The sequence below is a fragment of the Caulobacter sp. DWR1-3-2b1 genome, from assembly GCF_049895765.1.
In the GTDB taxonomy this organism is placed as follows: domain Bacteria; phylum Pseudomonadota; class Alphaproteobacteria; order Caulobacterales; family Caulobacteraceae; genus Caulobacter.
Genome location: NZ_JAFCSZ010000001.1, coordinates 153,678 through 180,266, shown reverse-complemented (window position 1 = coordinate 180,266; position 26,589 = coordinate 153,678). Strand labels below are relative to the sequence as shown.

At 67.1% G+C, this 26,589-nt stretch carries 24 protein-coding genes; 10 read left to right on the top strand and 14 right to left on the bottom strand.

All coding sequences use genetic code 11. The annotated features are described in order from the left end of the window. Positions 1-99 precede the first annotated feature (99 nt). Both ACP69S_RS00915 and ACP69S_RS00910 read right to left on the bottom strand, forming a co-directional pair. Positions 100-1,428, bottom strand: a complete 1,329-nt coding sequence (locus tag ACP69S_RS00915; protein WP_425993959.1) for an FAD/NAD(P)-binding protein — start codon at positions 1,426-1,428, stop codon at positions 100-102. A 151-nt stretch (positions 1,429-1,579) separates the two neighbouring features. Beyond that, the gene (locus tag ACP69S_RS00910; protein ID WP_425993957.1) at positions 1,580-1,987 is read right to left on the bottom strand and encodes a helix-turn-helix domain-containing protein; all 408 of its coding nucleotides are present in this window, start codon (positions 1,985-1,987) and stop codon (positions 1,580-1,582) included. Positions 1,988-2,201: 214 nt separating this feature from the next. Here ACP69S_RS00910 and ACP69S_RS00905 point away from each other — a divergent pair, with 214 nt between their 5' ends. Both ACP69S_RS00905 and ACP69S_RS00900 read left to right on the top strand, forming a co-directional pair. After that, on the top strand, positions 2,202-3,236 hold the full coding sequence (locus ACP69S_RS00905; protein WP_425993955.1) for an NAD(P)/FAD-dependent oxidoreductase: 1,035 nt from the start codon (positions 2,202-2,204) through the stop codon (positions 3,234-3,236). 16 nt (positions 3,237-3,252) lie between these two features. Continuing rightward, the gene (locus tag ACP69S_RS00900) at positions 3,253-4,416 is read left to right on the top strand and encodes an acyl-CoA dehydrogenase family protein (protein ID WP_425993953.1); all 1,164 of its coding nucleotides are present in this window, start codon (positions 3,253-3,255) and stop codon (positions 4,414-4,416) included. Positions 4,417-4,493: 77 nt separating this feature from the next. Here the strand turns inward: ACP69S_RS00900 and ACP69S_RS00895 are convergent, their stop codons facing one another. Continuing rightward, positions 4,494-5,198: an energy transducer TonB family protein gene (locus ACP69S_RS00895; protein WP_425993951.1), complete on the bottom strand. Its 705-nt coding sequence runs from the start codon at positions 5,196-5,198 to the stop codon at positions 4,494-4,496. A gap of 204 nt (positions 5,199-5,402) precedes the next feature. Between ACP69S_RS00895 and ACP69S_RS00890 the strand changes: the two genes are divergently transcribed. Continuing rightward, on the top strand, positions 5,403-6,260 hold the full coding sequence (locus ACP69S_RS00890) for a transglycosylase SLT domain-containing protein (RefSeq protein WP_425993949.1): 858 nt from the start codon (positions 5,403-5,405) through the stop codon (positions 6,258-6,260). Here the strand turns inward: ACP69S_RS00890 and ACP69S_RS00885 are convergent. Both ACP69S_RS00885 and ACP69S_RS00880 read right to left on the bottom strand, forming a co-directional pair. Then, a complete protein-coding gene (locus tag ACP69S_RS00885) occupies positions 6,250-7,437 on the bottom strand; it encodes a CaiB/BaiF CoA transferase family protein (protein WP_425993947.1) in 1,188 nt (395 codons plus the stop codon). The genes ACP69S_RS00890 and ACP69S_RS00885 overlap by 11 nt on opposite strands. A 96-nt stretch (positions 7,438-7,533) precedes the next feature. Beyond that, positions 7,534-9,333: a hybrid sensor histidine kinase/response regulator gene (locus ACP69S_RS00880; protein WP_425993946.1), complete on the bottom strand. Its 1,800-nt coding sequence runs from the start codon at positions 9,331-9,333 to the stop codon at positions 7,534-7,536. 159 nt (positions 9,334-9,492) lie between these two features. On the opposite strand from ACP69S_RS00880, the gene spbR reads away from it, so the two are divergent. Both spbR and ACP69S_RS00870 read left to right on the top strand, forming a co-directional pair. Then, positions 9,493-10,626 carry a pole-localized protein SpbR gene (gene spbR / locus ACP69S_RS00875; protein ID WP_425993944.1) on the top strand — a complete coding sequence of 378 codons (1,134 nt, stop codon included), beginning with the start codon at positions 9,493-9,495 and terminating at the stop codon, positions 10,624-10,626. A gap of 75 nt (positions 10,627-10,701) precedes the next feature. After that, entirely contained in the window at positions 10,702-11,466 is a 765-nt protein-coding gene (locus tag ACP69S_RS00870) for an NUDIX hydrolase (protein ID WP_425993942.1), read from the top strand. A 115-nt stretch (positions 11,467-11,581) separates the two neighbouring features. On the opposite strand, the gene ACP69S_RS00865 is transcribed toward ACP69S_RS00870, so the two are convergent. Genes ACP69S_RS00865 through ACP69S_RS00850 form a run of 4 tightly spaced genes read right to left on the bottom strand, consistent with a single transcriptional unit; the run spans position 11,582 to position 15,106 of the window. Next, a complete protein-coding gene (locus ACP69S_RS00865; protein ID WP_425993941.1) occupies positions 11,582-12,217 on the bottom strand; it encodes an ABC-type transport auxiliary lipoprotein family protein in 636 nt (211 codons plus the stop codon). Continuing rightward, positions 12,214-13,152: an MlaD family protein gene (locus ACP69S_RS00860; protein WP_425993940.1), complete on the bottom strand. Its 939-nt coding sequence runs from the start codon at positions 13,150-13,152 to the stop codon at positions 12,214-12,216. The genes ACP69S_RS00865 and ACP69S_RS00860 overlap by 4 nt, the downstream gene beginning before the upstream one ends. Then, positions 13,152-13,994 (bottom strand): ABC transporter ATP-binding protein, encoded by an 843-nt coding sequence (locus tag ACP69S_RS00855; RefSeq protein ID WP_425993939.1) that lies wholly within the window; start codon positions 13,992-13,994, stop codon positions 13,152-13,154. The genes ACP69S_RS00860 and ACP69S_RS00855 overlap by 1 nt, the downstream gene beginning before the upstream one ends. Then, positions 13,991-15,106, bottom strand: a complete 1,116-nt coding sequence (locus ACP69S_RS00850; protein WP_425993937.1) for an ABC transporter permease — start codon at positions 15,104-15,106, stop codon at positions 13,991-13,993. The genes ACP69S_RS00855 and ACP69S_RS00850 overlap by 4 nt, the downstream gene beginning before the upstream one ends. Before the next feature lie 222 nt (positions 15,107-15,328). On the opposite strand from ACP69S_RS00850, the gene ACP69S_RS00845 reads away from it, so the two are divergent. Beyond that, on the top strand, positions 15,329-16,867 hold the full coding sequence (locus ACP69S_RS00845) for a methyl-accepting chemotaxis protein (RefSeq protein WP_425993935.1): 1,539 nt from the start codon (positions 15,329-15,331) through the stop codon (positions 16,865-16,867). On the opposite strand, the gene ACP69S_RS00840 is transcribed toward ACP69S_RS00845, so the two are convergent. Next, positions 16,868-17,926: a LacI family DNA-binding transcriptional regulator gene (locus ACP69S_RS00840; protein WP_425993933.1), complete on the bottom strand. Its 1,059-nt coding sequence runs from the start codon at positions 17,924-17,926 to the stop codon at positions 16,868-16,870. It abuts the gene before it with no gap. Positions 17,927-18,130: 204 nt separating this feature from the next. Here ACP69S_RS00840 and ACP69S_RS00835 point away from each other — a divergent pair, with 204 nt between their 5' ends. The 3 genes from ACP69S_RS00835 (at position 18,131) to ACP69S_RS00825 (ending at position 21,260) form a co-directional block, all read left to right on the top strand. Next, positions 18,131-19,387, top strand: coding sequence for an MFS transporter (locus ACP69S_RS00835; RefSeq protein WP_425993931.1), 1,257 nt, complete (start codon positions 18,131-18,133; stop codon positions 19,385-19,387). An 18-nt stretch (positions 19,388-19,405) separates the two neighbouring features. Then, the gene (locus tag ACP69S_RS00830) at positions 19,406-20,212 is read left to right on the top strand and encodes a TrmH family RNA methyltransferase (protein WP_425993929.1); all 807 of its coding nucleotides are present in this window, start codon (positions 19,406-19,408) and stop codon (positions 20,210-20,212) included. A gap of 76 nt (positions 20,213-20,288) precedes the next feature. Further along, complete coding sequence (locus ACP69S_RS00825; RefSeq protein ID WP_425993927.1) at positions 20,289-21,260, top strand: alpha/beta hydrolase; 972 nt, start codon at positions 20,289-20,291, stop codon at positions 21,258-21,260. Here ACP69S_RS00825 and ACP69S_RS00820 read toward each other — a convergent pair. Beyond that, a complete protein-coding gene (locus ACP69S_RS00820) occupies positions 21,257-21,970 on the bottom strand; it encodes a helix-turn-helix transcriptional regulator (RefSeq protein WP_425993925.1) in 714 nt (237 codons plus the stop codon). The two genes, ACP69S_RS00825 and ACP69S_RS00820, sit on opposite strands and share 4 nt — an antisense overlap. A 92-nt stretch (positions 21,971-22,062) precedes the next feature. On the opposite strand from ACP69S_RS00820, the gene ACP69S_RS00815 reads away from it, so the two are divergent. Next, positions 22,063-22,788, top strand: a complete 726-nt coding sequence (locus tag ACP69S_RS00815) for a glutathione S-transferase family protein (RefSeq protein ID WP_425993923.1) — start codon at positions 22,063-22,065, stop codon at positions 22,786-22,788. A gap of 20 nt (positions 22,789-22,808) precedes the next feature. Here the strand turns inward: ACP69S_RS00815 and ACP69S_RS00810 are convergent, their stop codons facing one another. The 3 genes from ACP69S_RS00810 to ACP69S_RS00800 are packed head-to-tail and all read right to left on the bottom strand — an operon-like array spanning position 22,809 to position 26,589. Then, the gene (locus tag ACP69S_RS00810; protein WP_425993921.1) at positions 22,809-23,717 is read right to left on the bottom strand and encodes a polysaccharide deacetylase family protein; all 909 of its coding nucleotides are present in this window, start codon (positions 23,715-23,717) and stop codon (positions 22,809-22,811) included. After that, positions 23,714-24,952, bottom strand: coding sequence for an SGNH/GDSL hydrolase family protein (locus ACP69S_RS00805; RefSeq protein WP_425993919.1), 1,239 nt, complete (start codon positions 24,950-24,952; stop codon positions 23,714-23,716). Before ACP69S_RS00805 ends, ACP69S_RS00810 begins: the two co-directional genes overlap by 4 nt. Next, positions 24,949-26,589 carry a glycoside hydrolase family 43 protein gene (locus ACP69S_RS00800; protein ID WP_425993917.1) on the bottom strand — a complete coding sequence of 547 codons (1,641 nt, stop codon included), beginning with the start codon at positions 26,587-26,589 and terminating at the stop codon, positions 24,949-24,951. Before ACP69S_RS00800 ends, ACP69S_RS00805 begins: the two co-directional genes overlap by 4 nt.

The window sequence follows — 26,589 nt, the reverse complement described above, 5'->3', positions numbered from 1 at the left end:
CCTGATGGCTTCATCAGGGTTGGGCGAAAAGGGCTCTAAATCAAAAGTTTAGAGCATTTTTTCGATCCGATAACCGTTTCACACTTATCGGAAAATGCTCTAGGCAAGCGCCTCGATCACGGCGCGGGCTGTCCGCGCGGCCTGCACGCGGATGTCCGGGACAGCCGTGATCTCCCAGATCGCCCCGCGCGTCACGGGACCGACAGCGAACAGGCGTGGACGCGGCGCGCCATCGCCGCCGATCAGCCTGCCGTCGATGTCGACATCCAGGCCAAGGCCCTGCGGGTCCGGCCGCACCTGGCCATCCGAGCGCAGGGTTTCCAGCAGGCGATCGTGATGGCCACCCACCGGCCCGCCGGGGCCGGTGCAGTTGATGGCGCGGCCCACGTCCAGGGTCAGAGCCTCGTTCTCACCCCTGGGCAGCCAGCGCAACTGAAGGCCCCGGGGACCTGTCGTCAGCGTCTGGATGCGTCCAGTGAGCTGGACGAGGATTCCACTGTCGATCAAGGCCTGGATGCGAGCCGCCACCTGCGGCGCGAGGCGATGGCGGTGGACGTCCCAATAGGGCCGGGCATGGCGCAGGAAGCGGGCGCGCTGGACCCTGTTCCAGCCTCGCCAGATCGCTTGAGTGTAGGGGCGCAAGGCGTCGATGGCCTCGCGCCAGCCCTGGCGGCGCGCTTCGGACTTCATCCAGACCAGCAGGGCCGTTGGCGAGGCGTCGGCAGGCGGTGTCCAAGCGTCAAGCGGCGATGTCGGCGCGTGGGGCAAGGGGGCGAGCCCACGGCGCGACAGGGCGATCATCGGTCGGCCGGGCGCCGACCGGGCCAGGCTCAGCGCCACGTCGACCATGGTCAGGCCCGAGCCAATCAGCAGTGTCGGCAGCTCGGCGGCGCCGACGGTCTTGGGCGGAAGGCGCCAGGGATCGGCGTGATAGAGGGTCCCGCCGGTGACCTCGGGGCCTATGCCAGCGGGCGTGGCGGGCGGAGGATTGCCGAGGGCCAGGACGACCGCATCGACGGGCTCGGAACTCCCGCTGGCGTAATCCAACCGCCAGCCATCCCGGTGCGGGACCAGTCCGGCCGCTTCGTCAGCGACCAGCGAAAGGCGCGTCTGGCCGTCGGCGGTGGCCAGCAGGTCCTGCAGATAAAGGCCATACTCTCCCCGGCTTGCGAAAGCGTCGGCGCCTGGTCGGCGCTCGGCGAGCCAGCGGGCGAAATGGCCGGGCTCGTCCGGCCAGGCGCTCATATTGCCGGCCCGGACATTGAGCAGATGATCGGGGTTGGCCGTGCAATAGGCCGCGCCTTGGGCGAAGTTGGCGCTCTTCTCGATCAGCCGCACGCGGACCGTTCCCGCCCGGACCAGATGCAGGGCCGTCATCAGGCCGCTGAAGCCGCCACCGATGACCGCGACGAGGGGAAGAGGAGGCATGATAAATTCTATCTAAATGGTAGAGTATTAGCCCCTTGTCTAGGATTCCGGGTCGCGATGCAAGCGATCGAAAGCCGCGCCGCGTCCTTCAACGCCCGACCGGATCGTTCGATCACATGTGGAAGCGGACCGACATGGCCCGCCCTCGGGGTCAGCTGGGGTCGTCTTCGACCATGGCCCGGACCAGATCGACGACACGCCGGCGCAGGCGCCGATCATCAAGTCTGGGGAAAAGGGCGGCCAGTTCCAGGCCTTCCGGCGTGGAGACGAATTCGGTCATGCGCTGGGCGAAGCCATCGTCGTTGCCGTCGCCGGTCTCGTCGAGACCCTCGAAGAAATAGGACACCGGAGCCTGCAGAAGGCGGGCCGCGTCATAGAGCTTGGACGCGCTGATGCGGTTGGAACCACGCTCGTACTTCTGGATCTGCTGGAAGGTGATACCCAGGGCGTCCGCCACTTGCGTCTGGCTGAGACCCATGAGCTTGCGCCGTATTCTCAGGCGGGCGCCGACATACAGGTCGACGGGGTGAGCCAGGTCGGCGGCGGGCTTATCGTTCATGCCAATCCATTCCCTCCAGCGGCGCGAACTAAAGCCTCCCGAGGGGGAGCGGCGCACTGGAGAGCGCAAGATAACCTTAGCTGACCGCCATAGTCACGTCCGCGCAACGCCCCTGCGTCAATGCGCGCGATGGTGGAGCATGCCGATCAGGTTGTGCGAAACTTCTGACCTTCAAGGGCTTGACCTTTGGCGCCTCGGGAGGTGTTTGCGCCGCATGGAAACTGTGTCAGGCGCGCGTATCGCGGTGGCCGGCGCCGGCGTCTTCGGCTTGGCGACGGCCCTGGCCCTGACGCGCGCCGGATTGCCCGTGACGGTCTTCGACCCGGCCGCGCCGGGCGACAACGCCTCCGGCGTCGCGGCGGGAATGCTGGCGCCGGCCAGCGAGGCCGTGTTCGATGAGGCCTCGGCGCCGCATCTGGCCCTTTTACGTCGGGCTCGAGACCTGTGGCCGGCCTTTGTCGAAGAGCTGGATGTCGAGATCCTGCAGGACGGTGTCCGTATCGAGGGAGAGGCCGGCTGGCTCTGCGGGATCGGAGCGCGGCGACAGGCTTTGGGCCTGCCGGACGATCGCGAGGCCGACGGATCCCTGATCCTTGCCGAGGACTGGCGGCTGGACGCGCTTAAGGCGCTGGCGACGTTCCGAACGGCGGCCAGCAGGCTGGGGACCCGTTTCGAGGCCGTCTCCATCACCAGTTTCGAGAACGGCGCCCTGACACTGTCGGACGGACGGGTGGAGCGCTTCGACGCCTTGGTGCTGGCCACGGGCGCCGCCGCGCGCGATGGCGCCTTGGCGCCGGAGACCGCAGTCCTGGCGCCGATCAAGGGGCAGATCCTTCGCCTGGATCGCGGTCCAGCCACGGGCTTGGTTGTGCGCGGTGCGGGCGTCTATCTGTGTCCCGGCGCGCCCATGGTGGTGGGGGCCACGATGGAGTTTGGCCAAGACGATCGGTCTCCCGAACCCGCCAAGACCGCTCCGCTGCTGCGGGCGGCGGAGGCGCTGCGGCCCGATCTGGAGACGGCGACCGCGACAATCCAGGTCGGCGTGCGCGCCTCGACCGCCGATGGCCTGCCGCTGGTCGGCTGGAGCGTGCGGCCCGGTGTCATGCTGGCGGTTGGCGCGCGACGCAACGGCTGGCTGCTGGCTCCGCTTGTAGCGGGTCTGGTCGCGGCGTATCTGACGAACAAGGACCCGGGTCCGGACGCGGCGCGCCTCAATGCTCGCCGTTTCGACAAAGAGCCCGAGGCGTAGGCGAGCAGGGGAAGAGATGACCGGATTCTGGCTGACCGAAGAGCAGGAAGCGATCCGCGAGGGCGTGGCCAAGCTGTGCGCCGGTTTCGACGACGACTACTGGCGCCGCACGGATGAGACCGGCAACTTCCCTGAGGAATTCGTCGCCGCCATCGCGCAGGGCGGCTGGCTGGGCGTGGCCATGCCGGAGAGCGTCGGCGGGGCGGGCCTGGGCCTGACCGAAGCGGCGGTGATGATGCAGGCGGTGGCCCAGTCGGGCGCGGGCTTTTCTGGCGCCTCGGCCATCCACCTGAACATCTTCGGCCCCATGCCGATCGTGAAGTTCGGCACCGACGAACAGCGCGCCCGGCACCTGCCTCGCCTGATCTCGGGCGAGGACAAGATGTGCTTTGCGGTCACCGAGCCCAATTCCGGCCTGGACACATCCAGCCTCGAAACACGGGCCGAGAAGGTCGATGGCGGCTATCGGCTCAATGGCCGGAAGATCTGGACCACCGGCGCCCAGCGCGCCAACAAGATCCTGATCATCGCCCGCACCACGCCCAAGGACCAGTGCGCCAAGCCGACCCAGGGCCTGTCGCTGTTCTATACCGACAGCGAGAAGATCGAGGCCAAGCCGATCCCGAAGATGGGTCGCAAGGCAGTCGAATGTAACATGCTCTTCATCGAGGACCTGTTCGTGCCCCAGGACGACCTGGTGGGCGAGGAGGGCAAGGGCTTTGCCTATCTGCTGCACGGCCTGAACCCCGAGCGGGTGCTGTTCGCCGTCGAGGCCATTGGCCTGGGGCGCGCGGCCCTCGCCAAGGCCACGACCTACGCCAAGGAACGCGTCGTGTTTGGTCGGCCGATCGGTCAGAATCAGGGCGTCGCCCATCCCTTGGCCCGGTCGTGGGCCGAGCTTGAGTCGGCCAATCTGTTGGCCTTCAAGGCGGCGGCGCTCTACGACCTGGGCAAGGATTGCGGGGCCGAGGCCAACGCCTCCAAATATCTGGGCGCCGAGGCGGGCTTCACCGCCTGCGAGAACGCGGTCTTGGCCCATGGCGGCATGGGCTACGCCAAGGAATATGACGTCGAGCGCTATTTCCGGGAGGCAATGATCGCCCGCATCGCGCCGATCAGCCGCGAGATGATCCTCAACTTCATCGCCGAGCGCGTGCTGGGTCTGCCGAAGAGCTACTGACCGCAGGAAAAATGGCCGGGTCCCGCGAGGAGGCCCGGCCAGCGCTTCAAGTCGAACGGGAAGCCGACAGGGTCGGACTACAGGCTGAAGCGGATGGGGATGCGCACGGTCGCGCCATCGACGGCCTGGCCGTCCTCGGTTTGCGGGCTCATACGGAAGAACCGCGACAGCTTGAGGGCCGCATCGCCGAAGCCTTCTCCGACGGGCGTCTCCGACACGATCATGCAGTTGCGCACCGAGCCGTTGGCGGCCACCGCGCAGTTGAGCGTCGCGCTGCCCGAGACCTCGCGGCGGGCTGCGCCATCCGGATAGTAGCGCGCAAGGTCCCCTGCCGAGGGTTTTCGCAGCCAGTTGACGCCCGTAATCACCTTGGGCCTGGCCGGGACCGGCGGGGCCACGACGGGCGGATCGGACGTCAGGGTCTGCGGACCCGCGAGGCCGGGCTGCGTGACGATGTCTTGCGGCGCGATGGGAAGAGTGACGGGCGGGGTGAAGGGCGTAATTGGCGGCGAGTGCAAGCGAATCGGGTTCGAGGGCAGCCGCTGGGTCGAGGGCGGGGGCGGAGGAGGAGGCTCGATCCAGGGGGGCTCTAGCCTGATGATCTGCTCGTCACCGGCCATCGGCAGGGGCGTCACGTACTTCTGATAGGCAAGAAAGGCGATCAGCCCGATGTGGACCGCAGCGGACGCGCCGAGCGCCACGACCAGAACTCGTGAGGGTTTGCGCGGACCTCGATCCAGGCCTGGAATGCCGGAGCCTTGGGGATTGAGCGCGATGGCCATGATGATCTCCCTTTCGAACATTACGCTTGTAAAGTTTAGATCATCACGGGTGGTTGACGCTGTAAATGACAATCGTAATCTATCATCGATAATTTGTACGGCTGTGATTTTCTATATGCGGAGGGGTGCGGCATGTTGCGGCAGACGCCCGCCAAACCGGCGTGGTTAAGAGGCGATTAACCATGATCGTTCAGGCATGAGCCTATGGCCGTCCAATCCATCCGCAGTGTCGTAGAATCGGCGATCCAACGCGCTTCCAGCGCGACCGGGGTCGATTTCACGTTCCTGATGGGCACTGCCAAGCGCGAGAGCGGCTATAACCCCGCCGCCAAGGCGCGGACGTCGTCGGCCTCGGGCCTGTTCCAGTTCGTCGATCAGACCTGGCTGGGCACGCTTAAGAAGCATGGCGCGAAATACGGCTATGCCCGCTATGCCGACCTGATCTCGCAAGGCTCGGACGGTCGCTTCAGGGTAGCCGGAGACGAGGCCCGCAAGGCCGTGCTGGCCCTTAAGATGGACCCACACGCAGCATCCCTGATGGCCGGCGAGCTGGCCTCGGATCACGCCTCCTATCTGCGCGGCCGGGTGGGGCGCACCCCGACCGCGGGCGAGCTCTACGCTGCTCACTTTCTGGGTCCGCAAGGCTCGGCGCGTCTGATCGAGGCCGCCAACAAGACCCCCGGCGCCAGCGCGGCCTCGCTGTTTCCGGAAGCTGCCCAGGCCAATCGCTCGATCTTCTATCGGGACGGGCGCGCGGCCACGGTCGGCGAGGTCTATGCCAATCTGACCAAGACCGGCGGCGGCGGCAGCGCGGTCGATCCCTCCAGGGACACGGGCGCCGACCAGGGCTTTGTGCAATATGCCAGCAGCCGGCGGCTGGAACGTCTGCACCAGCAAGAGGCGGTGGTCGAGCTGATCCTGCGAGGCTCCCAGGACGCAGACACCACCTTCGGCAGCCTGGGCTCAGGCGCCGGCTCGGGCCAGCGCCTGGCTAGTTCTATGTTCTCCAGCGAGATGCTGCGCGTTCTGGCCGAGGCCAAGGATAGCAAGATCAACCGCTAGGACCGGTCAGGACCGCGATGCGGTCTTCGGACCATCCCAATTGCCTGAACACCGCCGCCGTATCCGCACCGAGCTTTGGCGCGGGGCCACGCGGGCCATCCTGCGCGCCCGGGAAGCGGGCCGGAGCCGCAGGGGCTCGGAAGGTTCCGCCTGCGCCATCGGGCGTGTCTACGAAGCATCCGGCGGCCTCGGCCTGGGGATCTGCCACCAGCTCACGCGGCGTCTGGTACGGCGCCCAGGTCACGTCACCGGCGTCGAGGGCGACGGCGGCTTCTTCGTAATCCATGGCCCCGAAAGCTGCGTCGAGCAGATCGACCAGCTGGCCCGTGTTCTCACGCCGCGACCGGGACGAGACGAAACGCGAATCCTCGATGAGGTCGGGCCTTCCGGCCGCTGTGGCGATCTGGGCCCAGTCAGGCGATCCCTGGCGCGACAACAGGCAGATCCAGCGCCCGTCGCGAGTCTTGAAAAAGTTGGCCAGTGGCTGGATCGCTTCGCGTCGGCCACGTGTGGAGGCCAGTTTTCCGAACCGCAGCTGGATCGCCATGTCCGAGCCGATGGCATAGACGCCGGTCCGCATCAGCGAGGTCTCGACCAGGCGGCCGACGCCGGTGCTCTGGCGCTCGAACACCGCCGCCAGGATCGCCGAAACCGTGGCCAGCGAGGTCACGTGGTCGCCCATGCCCGTGCGGATCGGGAAGGGCTCTGACCCCTTCGGCGCGGTGATCGAGCCCACGCCAGCCCGCGACCAGAAGGCGGCGACGTCCATGCCGGCCTTGTCGGCGTCGGGGCCTTCGAGGCCATAGCCGGTGACGCTGCAATAGATCAGACGCGGATTGGCCGCCCTCAGCATCACATGGTCCAGGCCCGCCCGCGTCAGGGCGCCGGGACGGACATTGGTCAGGAAGACGTCGGCGGTGGCGACCAGGGCCCTCATCGCCTCGCGCCCTGCGTCGGAGCGGATGTCCAGCACCACGGCCCGCTTGCCCCGGTTATCGAGCTCGAAGATCGGATTGGCGTCCTGCTGGGAGCCGATGCTGTCGAAGAAACCCCGCATCGGATCGCCCTGCGGCGACTCGACCTTGATCACGTCGGCGCCCCAGTCGGCCATGATCCCGGCCGCGCCGGGCGCGGCGATATAGGTGGCCAGTTCGACGACCCGGAGTCCTTCCAGCATCGCATCCTCCCGCGTTTCTTCTCGTTGCGGCGAGTGTGCGGGACGGAAGGTGCGGTTGGAAGGCTTACCCGGCGGCAGCCAAAGCGAAAGGGCGCGCTAGGCGGCTGCCCTGGCGGCTACGGACAGACGTTGCAAAGCCGAGGCGTCGGCCACCGCACGGGCCACGCCGGCCACGGAAACCGGCTTGCGCAGGACGATGTCGGCGCCGGCCTCGGTGCAGTTGCGCGCCTCGTCGGCGTCGCCGTCAGTGACCGCGATAATGGGCAGGTATCGGTTCTTGCCGTCGAGGGCGCGCACCGCAGCGGCCGCGCCGGGACCGTCGAGCACAGGCATGCGGCCGGCGAGCATCAGCAGGTCGAAATCGGCGATCCGCGCCAGGTCGGCGGCGCGGCGACCGTTCTGGGCGTGGACCACCTGATGGCCCAACTGCTCAAGGATGGCGCGCAGCATCGCCGCGTTGAGGGCGTCGTCCTCGGCGATCAGCACGCGCAGGCTGCGCGGCGCGCCCGGCGCTTCGGCGGACTGGGCCGCCTCTTCTTCGGTTTCCGCCACGCAGTTGAGGGTTTCGTCGAAGGGCAGGGTCACGGTGAAGCAGCTGCCCACCCCCACGGCGCTGCTGGCCTCCAGAGCGCCGCCCATCAGGCGGGCCAGCTGCCGTGACAGAGACAGGCCAAGGCCGGCGCCATTGACGCCCGCGCCGGTGCGCTCCACCCGGCGGAAAGGCTCGAAAGCGTGTTCCAGTTCCTCGGCCGACAGGCCAGGACCGGTGTCGGCCACCTCGATGGCCACGACGTCGCCGCGACGTTCGATGCGAACCTCGATCCGGCCACGCACGGTATATTTGATCGCATTGCCCAGCAGGTTGGCGATGATCTGGCGGGTGCGCATGGCGTCGGCCAGCACGGCGCCAAGGACGCGGCGCTCCAGCAGCGGATCGACGTGGACCGCCAGCTCCAGGCCCTTGGCCATGGCGTGGGGGCGTTCCAGCAGGGCCAGGTCGCGCAGCAGGCGGACGGGGTCGAAGGGCAGGGCGTCGACGGCCAGGCGGCCGGACTCGGCGGTCTCGCTGTCGAGCGTGGCGTTCAGCACCGCGATCAGGTCATGGGCGGCGTCGAGGGCGGCGTTCAGCTGTTCGCGGGACGGGGCGGCGCGGCCGCCCTTTCCGGCGGCGGCGGCCAGCACGTGCGTGACGCCGGTCAGGCCGTTGCGGATCTCATGGCTGAGCGTGGCGACGATGTCGGACTTCGAACGCGCCGTGCGCTCAGCGGCGTCGAGCACGGCGAGGCGCTCCTCGATCAGGTGGTCGTGCGCTTCGACCATGGCGTGCTGGCGGCGGATCATCCGGTTGAGCACCAGGGCCAAGGCCAGGGTCAGGGCGATGGCCCCCCAGGCCATGACGCCGGCATGTCGGCTCTCCGGGCGAGAGAACAGGGCGACCAACGGACCGGCAGCGGCGACGGGCGCCGTCAGGAGCAGGGCGGGAAGCGAGGTCGCCGAGAAGAAAATGCACATCACCGCCGCCGCCGTGGCGAGCAGCAGCAGGGTTTCCCGGACGGGGCCGGCGGCGGCGGCGAAGGCCGACAGCTGGGCGACGGTGACAGCCCAGAGCATGCCGCCCAGAAGCTGGACCCGGGCGCGACGTTTAAGATCTTGCGACGCTTCGCCGCGCAACCAGCTGACGGCGCCGTAGAAGGCGCCCCAGTTGATGGCAAAAACAACGAAGCTGGCGACGATCCAGAAGGCGTTGGCGGCGAACGATCCGACCCACACGAAGATGGGCAGGCTGACCGCGAAAACCCCAAGCGCGTAAGGCAATAGGGCAGTCTGCCCGTCAAGCGCCATGGCAAGGTTCGCGCCGCGCGTCGGGGACTCAAAAGGGCGGCGCTCGGCGAACAAGGGTCGCATTCCTCGGATGTTGAGCGCCGACATTAGGCCATCACGGTTTGCGCCGAGTTACGGGGTATCGTTAATCCACAGGTTTCGGTTCAAACAATCATTAAGCCTAACAGGCCATGGTAGAGGTAACTTGCATCCCTCTGGTTCGGCGAACCTTCCATGGCCACCACCCGCGCGGCATTGACCGACAACGATATCCGGATGCTCGTCAAGGGCGCGACGGCCGACGAGCGCGCCCTGGCGGCGCACAAGCTCTGCCGCACCATCGACCGCGCCGACATGCCCGATGACGAGCGCCAGATCGCTCATGACATCCTGCGCGTAATGGCCACCGACGCCGCCGAGCTGGTGCGTCGCGCCATGGCCGTGACGCTGAGAAACTCGCCCAGCCTGCCGCCGGACGTCGCCAACCGCCTCGCGCGAGACGTCGAGAGCATCTCTCTGCCGATCATCACCTGCTCGCCGGTGTTCAGCGACAACGACCTGGCCGAGATCGTCCGCATGGGCGGCGCGGCGCGCCAGATGGCCGTGGCCAAGCGGCCCAAGCTGTCGACCCGGGTCACCACGGTTCTCGTGGAGTCGGGGACCGAAGAGGCCGTTGCGGTCATCTGCGCCAACGACAACGCCCGTTTCTCCGACGCCGCTCTGCAAAAGGCGCTGGACCGGTTCTCCAAGTCCGAGCAGGTGCTGCAGGCCGTAGCCTATCGCTCGGCCCTGCCGCTGGCCGTCAGCGAACGTCTGATCGACATGGTCGGCGACAGTCTGCGCGACTACATCCTCACCAACCACGCCCTGTCGCCAGAGCGGGTGCTGGAACTGGTGGTCGGCGCCAAGGAACGGGCGACCATCGACCTGGTCGATCAGGCCGGCCGCACGGCCGATCCCAAGGCCTTTGTCCAGCACCTGAACCGCGTGGAGCGGCTGACGCCGTCGCTGCTGCTGCGCGCCCTGGCTCACGGCCACATGACTTTCTTCGAATGGGCCGTCGCCGAGTTGGCGGGGGTTCCGCATCACCGCACCTGGCTGATGATCCACGACGCCGGCCAGTTGGGCCTGAAGGCGATCTGCGAGCGAGCCGGCCTGCCGTCGCGCCTCTATGCAGCCTTCCGGGCCGGGGTCGATGCTTTCCACGCCATGGAATTCGACGGCAAGACCCAGGATCGCGAGCGCTTTCAGGAGCACATGATCCAGCGCTTCCTGACCTCGCCGCAGTCGATCTCTCGCGATGATTCCGACTACCTGCTAGAACGGATGGACCGTCTGGCGCGCCAGAGCCACGCCGCCACCGGCTGACCCCGAATACCCTCAAAGCGAACATCTGTTCGATCCTGGCTGGGCAAGCCGTCGGAACCGCGCCAATCTTGCGCGATGTCAGAGTCTCTGCACGGTTTGATCCGCCCGGCCGCTACCATACTACTGCTTCGAGACACGCCAGCCTTCGAAGTGCTGATGGTCAAGCGCCACCATCAGATCGACTTCGCCGGCGGGGCTCTCGTGTTTCCCGGCGGCAAGAGTCATGCGGGCGACGAGGATCCGCGCTGGCGCGACCTGGCCACCGGCTGGGACGCGGTCGGAGAGGATGGCCCCGCCCTGCGTATCGCAGCCATCCGCGAAGCCTATGAGGAAGCCGGGGTCCTGTTGGCCCGTGACGTCCAAGGCGCCTTCTACCAGGGAGAGGCGGCGGTCGAGGTTCGGGCCGCAGTGGCCGAGGACCGCATGCCGTTCATCGATGTGGTGGAAGACCTGGGGCTGAAGCTGGATCTGGCCGCCCTGACCATCTTCGCCCGGTGGATCACGCCTGAGCTGATGCCGAAGCGGTTCGACACCTGGTTCTACGCCGCGCATGCGCCGGGCGCCCAGCAGGCGATCTGCGATGGCCACGAGGCCGTCGACGCTGAATGGATCGGGCCAGGCCAAGCGCTGGACATGGCCGCCGCCGGAACGCGGAAGGTGATCTTTCCCACCCGCATGAACCTGCAGCTTCTCGCCGAAAGCGCCAGCCCCGCCGACGCTATCGCTCGGTCGCTCGCTCGGCCGCTGGTCGCGGTCCAGCCTTGGGTCGAGGGACAGGGCCTGCGGATCCAGCCCGACGCCGGTTATGGCGACGTGATCGAGCCGCTCTCCGCCCTCTAGAGCCCTTTCCGACCTGATGGCTTCATCAGGGTCTGGCGAAAAGGGCTCTAAATCAGAGGGTTAGAGCATTTTTCGATCCGATAACCGTTTCACACTTATCGGAAAATGCTCTAGGTTATTTGGCGATGCCCGCGCCCGACGCGCTGACCCAGCCGGTGACATCGGTCAGCACCTTGGCTGTAGCGCTGTCATAGGCCTCGACGATGGAGCCGACGTTGTTAGTGGAAGCCTTCACGCGCGCTTCGAAGACCCGGTCGCCAACCAGAGCCCGGTCGCTGTTGCGGTTGATCACGCCGCGCACCTGCACCAGCACTTCCGGCGCGGTCTTGGCGCCATCGACATAGACCGCCTCGAACGAACGCACTTCCAGACGCAGCACTAGGTCAGCCTTGGCCACCTCGCCGCGACCGATCAGGCGGGCGCGACCTGGATCGGCCTCGAAGGCGCGGGCGACGGCTTCGTCGAACAGCACGCTGGCCGGCGACACCCATCGCGCGCTGGCGATATAGGCCGCCTCGCCATTGGTGATGGTCAACAGGCGATCGCCGCCCGACGCCCTGGTGAAGACCGTCGGTGTTTTAATAACGCCAAACAGAGCACCTGCGGGACCCTTTGCAGCCGGGACCGGCTCGACGCCGAAGCGATAAAGCCCCACCGGGTCAGCCTTGGGGAAGAGGCTGATACAGCCGGTCAGGGCCACGGCGGCCACCGCGACGGCGAGCGCCCGCGGGATAAGGCGGATCGGGTTCACGGCTTGACCTCCAGTTCCTTGGCGGGCGACTTGCCGACCAGGCCACGCGGGTTTTGTTCGACGTCGCCGACCAGCCGATCGAGGGACTCGGCCGCCGATTGCAGGGTGACGATGGCGGACGACAGCTGCGGCAAGCCCGTGGCGGCGAAGTCGCTGGTCGGACCCTCCAGCTTCGAGATCATGCTGCGGGCGTCCGTTGCGGCGCCTTTCAGTTCGGTCGCCGCGTCCGCCAGTTGGCTGAGCGAGCGCTTGGCGTCGCCATTCACGATGCTCTCGGTCGACTTGGACAGGTCCGTAATCGACTGGGCCGTAGCGTCGATGCTCTGCAGCGCCTTCTGGGCGTCGGCGATGATCGCCTTGCGCTCGCGCGCCTCGGCCGTGACGGCCTGAATGTCGTCAATGGCTGCGCTGAAGGTCTTGATGTTGTCGTCGGCCAGCACGCGGTTGACGCGGTCCAGGGCTTCGATGGTGCGGGTCAGCACCGTGCCGCCGCCTTCCAGCAGGTCGGAAAGGGCGCTGCGCTGGCTGCGGATCACCGGAACCCGGCCGTTCGGTACTGTTTCCTTCAGCAGCGTCTTGGCGGGCGTGCCGGCGGTGATCTGCACATAATTCACGCCGGTGATGCCTTGCGGCTCCAGGGTGGCGTAGCTGTCGGTCTTGATCGGCACATCCGAGGTGACGCGCGCCCGGGCGATGACGCGGTTGGGGTCGCTCTTGTCGAGAGCGATCTTGGTGACCTCGCCGACCTTGATGCCGTTGAAATGCACCTCGCCGCCTTCCGACAGGCCGCGCACCGGCCCGACGAACAGGATGTCGTACTGGTCGTATTCCTGATTGAAGCTCAGCTTGGCCAGCCAGACGACAAAGACCACCAGTCCCATGAACAGGAACAGGGTCACCGCGCCGACCAGGGCGTAGTTGGCGTTTCTTTCCATCAGCTGGTCCTCGTCAGAGTCGTCTGGGCCGAAGCCGTCTTGCCGCCCGCCGCGCGGCCGCGCGGTCCCAGGAAGTATTCCTTGATCCACGGATGGTCGGAGTGTTCGAGCTCCTGCACCGGAGCGAGCGCCACCACCTTCTTGTCGGCGATGACGGCGACGCGATCGGTGATCGCGTAGAGGCTGTCCAGGTCGTGAGTAATCATGAACACCGTAAGGTCGAGGCTATCGGACAGATCCTTGATAAGTTCGTCGAAGGCGGCCGCGCCGATCGGATCCAGACCAGCGGTCGGTTCGTCCAGGAACAGCAGCTCGGGATCGAGCGCCAGCGCCCGCGCCAGGCCGGCGCGCTTGCGCATGCCGCCGGAAAGCTCGGCCGGCTTCAGATCCGCTGCGCGCGCGGGCAGGCCGGACAGGGCGATTTTCAGATCGGCCAGTTCTTGGATCTCGCGCTTGGGCAGTTTGGTGTGCTCAAACAGCGGCGCGGCGACGTTCTCGCGCACCGTCAGGTTCGAAAACAGGGCGCCTTGCTGGAAGAGCACGCCCCAGCGACGCTCGACCGAGGTCCAACGACGGCGATTGGCGGTGCGCATGTCGTGGCCGAACAGCTTGACCGTACCTTCGTCCGGGGCCTTCAATCCGATGATGCTGTTGAGCAGAACCGACTTTCCCGAGCCCGAACCACCGACCACGCCCAGCACTTCGCCGCGCTGGACTGTCAGGTCGAGGCCATCGTGGATGACGGCGTCGCCAAAGCGGGACACCAGCCCTTCGATTAGGATGGGCCGGGCCTCGTCATCGGCCTCGGGCGAGGCCTCGAGAGTTGGGGGGGCGACGGTCATATGTCGAGCTTCATATAGAGCAGAGCAAAGATCGCATCGATCAGTATGATCGCGAAGATGGCGTGGACCACGGCGGCGGTGACGCGGCGACCCAGGGACTCCACATCGTTGCCGACCTCCATGCCCTGCCGGCAGCCGATGGCGGCGATGACTGCGGCCATCACGGGCGCCTTGGACATGCCGATCCAGAAATGGACCGCTCCCACATTATCGACAATGCGCTGCAGGAAGAAGCCGGGCGACAGGTCAAGCACCACCCAAACCACCAGCATGCCGCCTGCAAGACCCGCGAGGGTGGCGATGAAGGTCAGCAGCGGGATGGTCAGCAACAGGGCGGCGAACCGGGGCAGGACCAGGGCCTCATAGGGGTCGACCCCCATGACCTGCATGGCGTCGATCTCCTGGTTCATCTTCATCGAGCCGATCTCGGCCGCGAAACTGGAGGCCGAGCGGCCGGCCAGCAGGATGGCGGTGATCAGGATGTTGAACTCGCGCAGTATCGAGACGCCGATCAGTTCGACTGAATAGACCTGGGCGCCGAACTCGATGAGCATGTTGGCGCCCAGAAGGGCCACGACAGCGCCGATGAAGAAGGTGGTCGTCGCCACGATCGGCATGGCGTCCAGGCCCGCGCGTTCGGCCAGCGAAATGATCGGCGCCCAGCGTATGCGGCTCGGATTCACGAGGCAGCGACCGATGGCCGTCAGCAAGTGACCCAGAAAGACCAGCGTGCCGTAACCGTCGCGGCCCAGGCCGAACATGCCCCGTCCGATACGTTCGAGCAGAGCAGGAAACCCCTTCGGCCGCGGCGTAACCTCGGGTTCGACCTGAACCGCGCTGCCGACCAGCTCAAGCAGGCGAAGGGTTTCCTTGCGAGCCTTGATCACGCCTGCCGACTTGCGCCCGTCGGCCGCCCGGATGATGGCGTAGGCGCCGGCCGTGTCGCAGCGATTGACGTTGCTGAGGTCCAGACAAACGCCTTCCGACGCCGTCAGGGCTTCGGCCAGCCGGCCTGCAGCGTCGAACAGACCGCGTGCGGTCCAGTCCCCCGACAACACGACGGTGCTCTTGCCGTCCGTCTCGTCTAAGGTGAAGTCCGCGGGAACGGGCATGGATTCAATCAGGTCCTTGTCGGTCAGCTCAAGCCTAGCAAATGACCTGAATAGCCCTAACGCGTCAAAGCGCAGCTTGTTTCCACCGTAGATAGGTTTCCACGAAGGCTCGCGCCGCAGCCGAAGGGCTGCGACATGTGCGCCTTTCGCGGCAGGCTTCAATTGTGGTTAACAAATTACGTCCACGTCTGATGCCGTAACTTCCGAGTCGGAGCCAATGGCATGAGCGCGAACCCCAAATTAGACCAGCGCATGTCGTTCATGCGCTTCGACGAGCGCGACCGCGTCGCCCTGCGGGGCCTGAAGCCGCTGATCGATTCCGAAATCTCCGACGCCCTGGCCAAGTTCTATGGCCAGGTCCGCGCTTTCCCTGAAGCGCGCGGCAAGTTCCGCGACGAAGGCCACATGGCTTCTGCCGAACGCGCCCAGGCCGATCACTGGCGTCGCTTGGCCACGGCCGACTACGGACCCGACTATGTTGGCGACGTCGAACGTATCGGCCGCGCCCATGTGGACGTAGGGCTCGAGCCGCGCTGGTACATGGGCGGCTATGCGGTGGTCTCCGAGGAACTGGTCCGGGCCGTCATCGGCAAGCGCGCCAAGACCCTGTTCGCCAATGCCAAGTCCGACGCCGATCTGGCCGACAGCGTGGTGGCGCTGAACAAGGCTGTGTTCCTCGACATGGAGCTGGCGATCTCCAGCTATCTGACCCACATCGAAGAGGAGCGCGCGGCGCTGCAGGCCGAACGCGACGCGGCTGAGCAGGCCCAGGCCCAGGCGGTGAAGGCTATCGGCGAGGCGCTGTCGCGTCTGGCGGCCGGCGATCTGTCGGCGCGGGTCGACAGCGGTCTGGCGCTCGAATTCCAGTCGCTGAAGACCGATTTCGATAACGCGGCCGCCGCGCTTGGCGAGGCCATGAAGGCGGTGGAGCGCGCTACTTCGGGCATCCGCGCAGGCGCGGACGACATCGCGCGCAACGCCGACGATCTGGCCCAGCGCACAGAGCAACAGGCCGCCACCCTGGAACAGACCGCCGCGGCCGTGGATCAGCTTACTGCGACGGTCGGCAAGACCGCGCTCAGCGCCCGCGAGGTTTCTCTGCGGGTCGGCGAAGCCAGCGCAGAGGCCGAACGCTCCGGCGCCGTGGTCACCCGCGCCGCAGAGGCCATGACCAAGATCGAAGGCTCGTCCAACCAGGTCTCCCAGATCCTGGGCGTGATCGACGAGATCGCCTTCCAGACTAATCTGCTGGCGCTTAACGCCGGCGTGGAAGCCGCCCGGGCCGGCGATGCGGGTCGGGGTTTTGCCGTCGTCGCCCAGGAAGTGCGGGCCCTGGCCCAGCGCTCGGCCGACGCGGCCAAGGAGATCAAGGCCCTCATCGCCGAATCCAGTCGGCAGGTTAGCGAGGGTGTCGATCTGGTCGGCCAGACGGGCGCGGCCTTGCGCGGTATCGTCGAGAAGGTGGGGGGCATTGACGGCCTGATCAATGCGATCGCCGCCTCGGCCAATGAGCAGGCCTCGGCACTGAGCCAAGTCAATACGGCCGTCAATCAGCTGGATCAGGTCACCCAGCGCAACGCCGTCATGGTGCAGCAGTCCAGCGAGTCCACCCAGGCGCTGCGTGTCGAGGCGGCGGATCTGGCCAACCGCGTCGGCGCGTTCCGCATCGGCGGCCAAAGCCATGCCGAACTGGCCCCGGCCGAGAACCCGGTGCATGCGGCGCGCGCCCGGGTCGCGGCCTTTGCCCGCCCGGGTCGCTGATTAGGGCGCGAGCGGCGGGGCCGTCGAGGCCCTGTGGATAAGTTCGAAGGGCAGAAGCTCATCCAGCGGCTCGCCCTTCGACGCTGAGCCCTTGATCTCGCCGGAAATCAGCAGGCGCGTGGCCAGCGAGGCCATCTCGACGACCGGCTGGCGCACCGTGGTCAGTTGCGGGCGGCTGAAACGGGCGCTGGGGCTGTCGTCGAAACCCGCCACCGACACTTCGCCGGGGACCATCAGGCCAGCCTCGGCGGCTGCGGCCAGGCAGCCTAGCGCCATGTCGTCGTTGCTGGCGAAGATCGCGGTCGGCCGCTCGGGCAGACTTAGCATGGCCTTGGCCTGCTCCAGACCTGACTGGAAGGTGAAGTCGCCTTGCCGCACCCAGCTGTCGGCGACGGGCAGGTTCAGCTGCTTCATGGCGTCCAGAAAGCCGCTGCGACGCGCCTGACTGGCGCCGTAGCGCGGCTCGCCGACGATGAAGCCGATACGGCGGTGACCCAGGCTCGCTAAGTGCTGGGTCATGTCGCGGGCGGCGGCGAAGTCGTCCATGTGCACGCGCGGACCGCCGCCGTCCGGGCGTTCGGGGCCGAGGCGCACATAGGGCGTGCCGGCCTTGTCGAGCAGGCCCAGGACGGTCTCGTTGTCGGAGCTGGGCGGGGTCAGGATGACGCCGTCGGGTTTGAGGGCCGCCAGCAGGGCGGCGACTTCCTGGCGAACCCGCGGCGCGTCGTGGTCGATCAGCTCGATCAGCAGGTGATAACCGGCGTCGCGGCACTGCAAGGTCGCGCCCAGCTGGATGCGGCTGAGATAGTCGGCGCCGCGCTCGCTTTTCCAATGGTCGATCGTCAGGGCGGCGTCGACGAAGACGGCGATCACGAACGAACGCGATCCAGCCAGACTGCGGGCTGACAGGTTGGGGCTGTAGTCGAGGGCGCCAGCCGCTTCGAGCACGCGGTCGCGCATGGCGGGCCGCACATTGGGCTCTTTGTTCATGACCCGGGAAACGGTCTTGATGGAGACGCCAGCCCGCGCGGCGACGTCGTAGATCGTTACCGAGGCCATGGAACCGCCAAGTCGTGTCGGACGAGACTCAAATGCATGAGCGCAGCCTAGAGCATTTATCGTGGCGCAAGCGACGCTTGCTGCGAGAAAAATTCACGCCGGTTCAACGGCATCTGCGAATGCGGCGCGGGCGGCCTTGTGTCGGTCGACCCGGAAGGCCAGTCTCGCGCCAGACGCGGCGCAGACCGCGCGAGGGGAGAGCCCATGTCGCCGAGCGACGAAGCCCGGCCGGCCACGCCGGTCAAAGCCAGTTTCATTGCCGCCTACACCCTGGCCCAGATCGGCGCCTTCGTCAGCTTCATGCCGCTGTTCCAGGTGCTGCTGCCCCTGAAGGCCGAGGCGATCGATCCCGCGAACAAAGCGCTGCTGCTCAGCCAGGTGGCGTTCTACGGCGCTCTGGTGGCCAGCGTCGCCAACCTGCTGGCCGGGGCGATCAGCGACCGCACTACCTCACGCTTTGGCCGGCGCCGCCCCTGGATGGTGGTCGGCTCGCTGGGCGCGGCCGGGGCCTATCTGGTGATCATGACCGCCAGGACGCCGATGGCTCTTATCGGCGGCATCGTTCTCTTCCAGCTGATGTTCAACCTGATGTTTTCAGCGCTGGTGGCGGTGCTGCCCGACCGCGTGCCTGACGCCCAGAAGGGCCGCGTGGCCGCTTTCCTTAGTCTTGGCAATCCGATCGGCACCATGGCCGGGGCGGTTCTGATCGGCGGGCTGCTGGTTACCGAGTTCACCCGCTACATCGCCATCGTTCTGGTGTTGCTGATCACCCTGGCTCCGTTCGTGTTGAAACTGGACGACAAGCCGCTGGCTCGCGACGCGCGTCCGCCGTTCAAGCTGGGCGCGTTCATCGCCGGCCTCTGGGTTGACCCCCGCAAGCACCCCGACTTCGCCTTCGCCTGGCTGGGACGGTTCCTGGTGCTGGTCGCCCTGAGTCTCGTGCAGTGCTACATGCTGTACTTCCTGCAGGACGTGCTGGGCTATTCGCGACTGTTTCCCGGCCACAAGGCCGAAGAAGGGCTCGCGATCCTGACCACGGTCGCGACGGTGTCGAACGTCGCCTTCGCCCTGCTCGGCGGCATGTTGTCCGACCGTCTGAAGCGCCGGAAACTCTTTGCATCCGGCGCGGCCCTGACCATCGCCATGGCCATGCTGATCTTCTCGCTGACGCCAAGCTGGCCAGTGATGATCGCGACCTATCTGCTGCTGGGCTGCGGCGCTGGCTGCTTCTACGCCGTCGACATCGCCCTGGTGACGCAGGTGCTGCCGTCCCAGCGCGACGCCGGAAAGGATCTGGGCGTGCTGAACCTGGCCAACACCCTGCCTCAGGCCCTGGCTCCGGCGCTGGCCTTCTGGGCGCTTGGTCCCACTCACCTGGACTTCCAGGCCTTCTTCCTGGTCGCCGCCGCGCTCGCCATGGCTGGCGGTCTGGCCATCCTGCCGATACGAGGCGTGCGGTAAGCCCTTCGGAAGACCGCCGTGCCGCAGTTCATCACCGTCACCGATCCGGACGATCCGCGCGTCGCGGCCTATCGCGACATCCGCGAGCGCGATCTGGTCGGCCGGCAGGGCCTGTTCATCGCCGAGGGCGAGACGGTGCTGCGGGCCTTCGTCCGCGATGCGCCAGAGCGGGTGGTCTCGCTGCTGATCGACCCCAAGCGCTGCGACAAGCTGGACGAAGTATTTGCCGGACTGCCGGACGAAACGCCGGTCTATCTGGTCGAGCAGGTCGTGCTCGACGCCGTTGCCGGCTTCCACCTGCATCGCGGCGTCCTGGCCGTCGGACGCAAGCCCCAGCCTATGGCCGCCGATACGCTGCTGGCGTCGTTGAAGGGCAGGGCGGTGGTGCTGGTGCTGTGCGGCATCGCCAACCATGACAATATCGGCGGCATCTTCCGCAACGCCGCCGCCTTCGGCGTCGATGGCGTGATCCTCGACAGCGACTGCTGCGATCCTCTGTATCGCAAGGCCATCCGGGTCTCGGTTGGCGCGACCCTGAGCGTGCCCACCGCCTGCCTGGCGCGCGGCGAGGACGCAGCGGATCTGCTGGAGCGTCACGGCTTCGAAGCCCTGGCCCTGTCGCCGGCCGCCACCGAGATCCTGGCCCGGCTGAAGCCGCCGGAGCGCTCGGCCGTGCTGCTGGGCGCCGAGGGGCCGGGACTGTCGGCCGCGCTGATGGCCCGCGCCAGATCCATCGGCATTCCGATGGCGGGCGGTTTCGACTCCCTGAACGTCGCCACCACCAGTGGCGTCGTTCTGCACCATCTGCGGTTCGCCGACCGTTAGGAAACCGGTTTCCTGAATCCAGGACGGGTCTTAAGGTTCGCCGGGAGTTCAGTCAGTTCGCCGGAAGGTTTCGTCCATGCTCGATCGTCGCAGCGCCTTGGCCACCTTCGTCACCGGCCTGCTGGCCTCAGGCCTGGCGCGGGGGGCCAAAGCGGAGATCCAGCCCATGACCGATCCCACCGAGATCATCGAACTGTGGCCGGCGGGTCCGCCCGGGGCCGAGAAGGTCACGGCCGTCGAGGCCATTATCGAGCGCGGCGACCCCAAGGGCCTGCGCGACCGCGCCCTGACCCACACGCGCAACCCGACCCTGGTGGTGTTCCGCCCCAGGACCCCGAACGGCGCGGCCGTCATGCTGATCCCCGGCGGCGGTTATGAGCGTGTGGTGCTGGACAAGGAGGGCTATGAGACCGCCCGCTGGCTGGCCGATCGCGGCTACACCTGTTTTGTCCTGTTCTATCGCCTGCCCGGAGACGGCTGGGCGGCCGGTCCCGACGCGCCGCTGCAGGACGCCCAGCGCGGCCTGCGTCTGATCCGCTCCCGCGCCGCCGCCATGGGCTTCAGCCCCGAGCGTTTGGCCATCATGGGCTTCTCGGCCGGCGGGCACGTCGCCGCCAGCCTGACCACGCGCTTCACCGCCAAGGTCTATGAGCGCACCGACGCCGCCGATGATCTTTCGGCCCGGCCAAACCTGTCGGCCCTGGTCTATCCGGTGATCACCATGGACCCGGCGTCGATGCACGGCGGGTCGCGCAAGCAACTGCTCGGGGCCAATCCGACACCGGAGCGGATCGCGTTCTATTCGCCCGAAAAGCAGGTCGGTGCAGACTTGCCGCCGGTGTTCCTGCTGCACGCCGCCGACGACAAGTCGGTGCCGGTCGAGAATTCCCTGGCGATGTTCTCGGCGCTGAAGGCCAAGGCGATCCCGACCGAGATGCACGTCTTCGAGGAAGGCGGCCACGGCTTTGGCCTGCGCTTCGTCACCGGCAAGCCGGTCGCCGCCTGGCCAGGTCTGTTCGAGGCTTTCGCGAAGCGTCACGGGGTTTAGTTGCAGGTCTTGCCCGCCCATGCGGCCCGTTCGGCCTCGATGTGCTTTTGCCACCGGTTGCGCAACTGACCCGGCCTCTGGCCGTGGCGGTCTTCAAGGAACTCGGCGTCGACCACGCGATCGGTGCGGAAGGTGCGGAAGGCCTGGCGCAACTCGCACCAGCCAATCAGCATGCGGACGGTCTCGCGATAGCCTACCGTGACCGGCCAGATGATGCGCTGGCTGACCGCGCCCTGTTCGTCGCGATAGTCCAGGCGGATCTTGCGACCGGCATGGATCCAGGCGCGGGCCTGGGCGATGTCGAGCCCGTCAGTCGCGGCGTTCCAGGCCGGCGCCGCGCCGGTCGCGGGCTCCAGCACGAAGGGACGCAAGCGTTCGGGCACGGCCGAGGCGATCTTGCTGATCAGGTCGCGGGCTGCCTTGGCCAGAACGGGGTCGCCACGTCCGGCCACCCACTGGGCGCCCAGCACAGCGGCCTCGATCTCGTCGGGGGTCAGCATCAGCGGCGGCATGTCGAAGCCGGCCTCCAGCACGTAGCCAACCCCGGCTTCGCCCCTGATCGGCGCCCGCTGACCGATCAGGGCGGCGATGTCGCGATAGACGCTGCGCTTGGAGGTCTCAAGCTCGACGGCGATGGCGTCGGCTGTGACCGGCGAATGGCTGCGGCGCAGGATCTGGATGATCTGGAATAGGCGTTCGGCACGTCTCATGAGGACACCATGGCTGAGCTATGCTGACAGCATGTTGTCAGTAGGGTGGCGGTAGCAAGTTTCCATCGAGCGCTGTTGGACGGAGATGCGAGATGATCACCCTGTACGCCACTGGCGCGGGCTTTGGCCTGCCGGAGCTGAGCCCCTACGTCACTAAGACCGAGATCCAGCTGATGATGGCGGGGCTGCCCTATCGCAAGGAGGGCGGCCGCCGCGAGGACGCGCCCAAGGGCCAACTACCGTGGATCGAGGATGACGGCCAGACGATCAGCGACTCCACCTTCATCCGCGCCCACATCGAGCGGAAGTACGACATCGACCTAGACGCTGGCCTGTCGTCCCGCGCCCGAGCCGAGGCCTGGGCCATCGAGCGGATGGTCGAGAACCATCTGGGCTGGACGTCAGGCTATTTCCGCTTCCTCGACCCGGCCAACTTCGCCAAGGGACCGGCTCACTGGTTCGACGGCGCGCCCGAAGAGGTGCGCGAGACCCTGCGGCAGGGTCTGCTGGAAGCCGTCTCGGCCAATATCCGCGCCGTCGGCGTGGGGCGGCATAGCCAGGAGGAGATCGTCTGGCTCGGCACGCTGTCGCTGCGGGCTCTGGACGAGATCCTGGGTGAGAAGGCGTTCCTGATGGCCGACCACCCGACCGGCGTCGATGCCATCACCTTCGGCGTGCTGGCCGGAATCCTGACCTCATTCTTCGACTCGCCGCTGCGTCGCGAAGCCGAGCGTCACGACAATTTGGTGGCCTATATCGACCGGATGATGGACCGCTTCTATCCGACCCACCCCTGGCGGCTGAGCAAGGCGGCCTGAGCGCCTCGCGCCGTGGTTTGCTATCGGCAGACGCCGTCCAGCGCCGCCAGGTTCAGCGTCAGCGGGGGGACGGGAAGGCCGCGCGCCGTCATGGCGCTTTCGAAGGTGACGGGGGCTGCGGCGGGCGCGGCGGCCAGATCCGCCGCGTAGAACGGATGCCGCTGGGCTTCCTCCAGCGACACGAAGCTCACGCCCAGCGAGCTGTAAAGCGCCAGAAGGCGAGGAGCCATGCGGGCGTCGAAGGCGCCCAGGTGCATCAGCAGCACATAGGGGATGTCCCGTCCGTGCAGCGTCGCAGACAGGGCGCGCGAATGAGCAAGGCTCAGTTCGGCGGCCTTCAGGAAGCTGGTTTCTAGGTCGGCGATGGCCTTCTGGTCGCCCTTGGCCACGCAGCGGGCGTAGGGCTCGTTCCAGGCATAGTCGCCAAAGCTCATGGTCACGCTGGCGATGTGATAGCCGCGCGCCTTCAGCAGCTTTCGCACGGCGGCGCGCTTCTTGGGCGTCTCGCCCTCGCTGAGGAAGGGGAAGCGGAACCAGCGCCAGGCCGATCCGGCGGCGAGGCTCTTCAGCAACGGCTCGTTGCGGGTCAGTTCCGCCTCGAAGGTCGCGACGTCGATCTGAGCCAGGTTCAGGTGCGCCCAGCCATGATTGCCCAGCGGGTGGCCGGCCGCGCGCCAGATCTTCAGCACCTCGGCCGAGCCAGGCTCGCGCTCGGTCTGGACGCCGTTGATGAAGCCATACACCGGCGCGGTCTTGGCGTCCTTCAGGGCGGCCAGGAAATCCTTGGCGACGCTGACGCGGGTCTCGCCGGTCGGCAGAGCGCTATGGGCTGGCAGATCGTCGACCGTGATCGCCATCTTGATGTCCGACGCGTTCGCAGCGACGGGCAGGGCGGTCAGGCAGGCGGCGAGCAGGGCGCGCAGTTTCATCGGGCGAAGAGCTCCAGTGGAATGGACTGGGCCATGAAACTATAGCCGTCCATCGAGGGATGCAGACCGTCGCCGGAATCGTAGGCCGGGGCCAGACGGTTGGGGTTAGCCGGATCGCGCATGATCTTGTCCATATCGACGACCGCGTCAAAGTTGCCGGGCGCGCGGATCCAGGCGTTGATGGCCGCGCGGTCGTGCTCGTTAAGGGCGTCGGGATGGTAATAGGCGGACGTTCCGTACGGCATGATGGTCGCGCCGATAGCCTTGATGCCTCGGACCCGAGCCTTGTGGACCATCTGGGCGTAGGCGGTGGTCACCTCGGCGATGAGGGCTGCGTGCTTGTCGGGCGTGACCGGCTGGTCGCGGGTCAGCACGCCCAGATCATTGACGCCTTCCAGGATCAGCACGTGGGTCACGCCGCCCTGCATCAGCACGTCGCGATCAAAGCGGGCCGCGGCGTTTGGACCCAGGCCGTCCAGCAGGACGCGATTGCCGCCGATCCCCAGGTTCAGAACGCCCAGCTTGCGGGTCTTGGGATTGGCCTGCAGCCGAGCCGCGAAGGCGTCGGGCCAGCGCAGGTTGGTATTGGGTTTGACGCCGTAGCCGTCGGTGATCGAGTCGCCGATCAGGGCGATCGCGCCCGCGCCCTTGCCGGCCTCGACCTCCACGCCGGACAGCTGGAACCAGTGATCGGTCTTCTGGGCGCCCGGCAGATCGGCGGCCGAGACCTTGTTGCCCTTGACGAAGTAGGAGGTCGCCCGCGAGCCGGGGTGGCTGGTCTGGACGGCCGGAGCCTCGTCGATGTGGAGCGTGACGGCAAGGTCCGACAGCGGCGCGGCCTTAAGGGCGATAGGGTCGGACAGATACTCCGCGCCCGCCGGCACGGTGACCTCGGCCTTTCCCGCAAAGGTCACGGTGCGGTCGGTGGCGGGGTCTATGGCCGGCGCCTCGTTCGACAGCGGGCGAGCCACCCGGGCGGCAGTGACACGCAGGGGCGTCGTGCCGAAGGCGTTGGAGATCCGCACCCGCAGACGCTCACCGCCAGCCGTCAGGCGCACGATCTGGCGCAGGGTGGCGTCGTTCAGGGCGTCGGCGGGCAGGGCGTTGCGCTCTTCCGGGACCTGCTGAGCGCTGGCCCAGGTTCCGATCCAGCGACCTTCCGCGTGAGCGGCGACGCTCAGCGTCAAGGCAAGAGCGGCTGCCAGGCCTAAGGTGCGGCGGGTGATGCGGGTCATGGGTGCTCCCTCATGGTCGGGTCGGGCCGATAGTCGCGCTCGCGATAGTCGAACCAGTCGAAGTCAGCCGGCTTCATTGTGCCCGCCATGTCCTGGCAGGCCACGCCGACGAAGGCGCCGGTAAAGTTGGGCGCGCCGGGGTTGGTCGCTTCGTCCGACAGGATGCTGGCGTCGAAGGTCTGGGGCAGCCAAGTCCAGTCGCGGCCCTCCAGGCTCCAGGCGAAGCGCAGGCGCTCATAGTCGACCTCGACCCGTAGATGGATCGGTCCGGCCGGCAGTGGGACCGGCGCGGTGAAGGCGTCGGCCTGGGGCGAGTCCGGCAGGGCCGACATTACCCGCAGGTGACGGCCGTGGTCCTCGTCATGGGTGACGTGCAGATAGTGAAACTTGGAGCCGCCGTAGTAACAGACCAGACCCGCCGCCTGCTGGAAGTGGGCCGGCTCGAAATCCATCAGGGTGGCTGCGCTGTAGCAGAAGGTCTGCTGACGACGGGCGACCAGGGCCTGACGAAACTGGCTGCCGAGGGTCTCGCGGCCATGCAGGCGTAGCCAGCCGGGACGGGCGGTTAGATTGAACAGTTCGTCCGGATACGGCGAGCGCAACCACTGGAAGTCGATGGGCAGGCTCGGCTCATCGAAGTCAGACCGAACGGGCGTCATGGGGAACGGGTGCGGCGGCAGGTCGGGCGCCGGCGCTGTCTGGCTGGGAACGCCCTGGCCATCGACGGTGCGCAGCCAGCCGTCATCGCCCCAGACCATTGGCTGGATCGCCGTCTCGCGGCCCATCACGCAGCGGCCCCGGTTGGGCAGGGGGCGGCCGCAGAGATAGACGGCCCAGGTCTGGCCGTCGGGCGTCTCGACCAGATCAGCATGGCCGGCGCGTTGCAGCGGGGCGTCCGGACGGGTGCGGGAGCTGAGGATGTAGGTGTCGGGGTGCAGCTCGTAGGGACCAGCGAGGTTCCGAGATCGGGCCATGGTGACCGCGTGGTTCCAGCCCGTGCCACCCTCGGCGGTGATCAGATAATACCAGCCGCCCCGCTTGTAGAGATGCGGCGCCTCGGTCAGGCCCAACGGGGTGCCCTCGAAGATCACCTGCCGGTCGCCGATCAGGGATCGAGCTTCTGGCGAATATTCCTGCATCACGATGCCGGCGAAGCGATTGCGGCCGGGGCGGTGGTCCCACAGCATGTTGACCAGCCACTTGTGGCCGTCGTCGTCGTGGAACAGCGAAGGGTCGAAGCCGCTGCTGTTGAGGAACACCGGGTCGGACCACTCGCCGTCGATGGTCTCGCAGGTCACCAGGTAGTTGTGGAAATCGCGCAGGGACGCGCCCGACGCCCCGCCCACCGTGGTGCGGCCATAGCGCTTCACGTCGGTATAGATCAGGTGGAACACGCCGTCGGCATAGGTCAGGCACGGCGCCCAGACCCCGCACGAGTCCTGTGCGCCCAGCATGTTTAACTGGCTGGCCCGGTTCAGCGGCCGGGTGATCAGCCGCCAGTTCACCAGGTCTCGCGAGTGGTGGATCTGCACGCCGGGAAACCACTCGAAGGTCGAGGTGGCGATGTAATAGTCCTCGCCCACTCGCACGATGGACGGGTCGGGATTGAAGCCCGGCAGGATCGGATTGCGGATCAT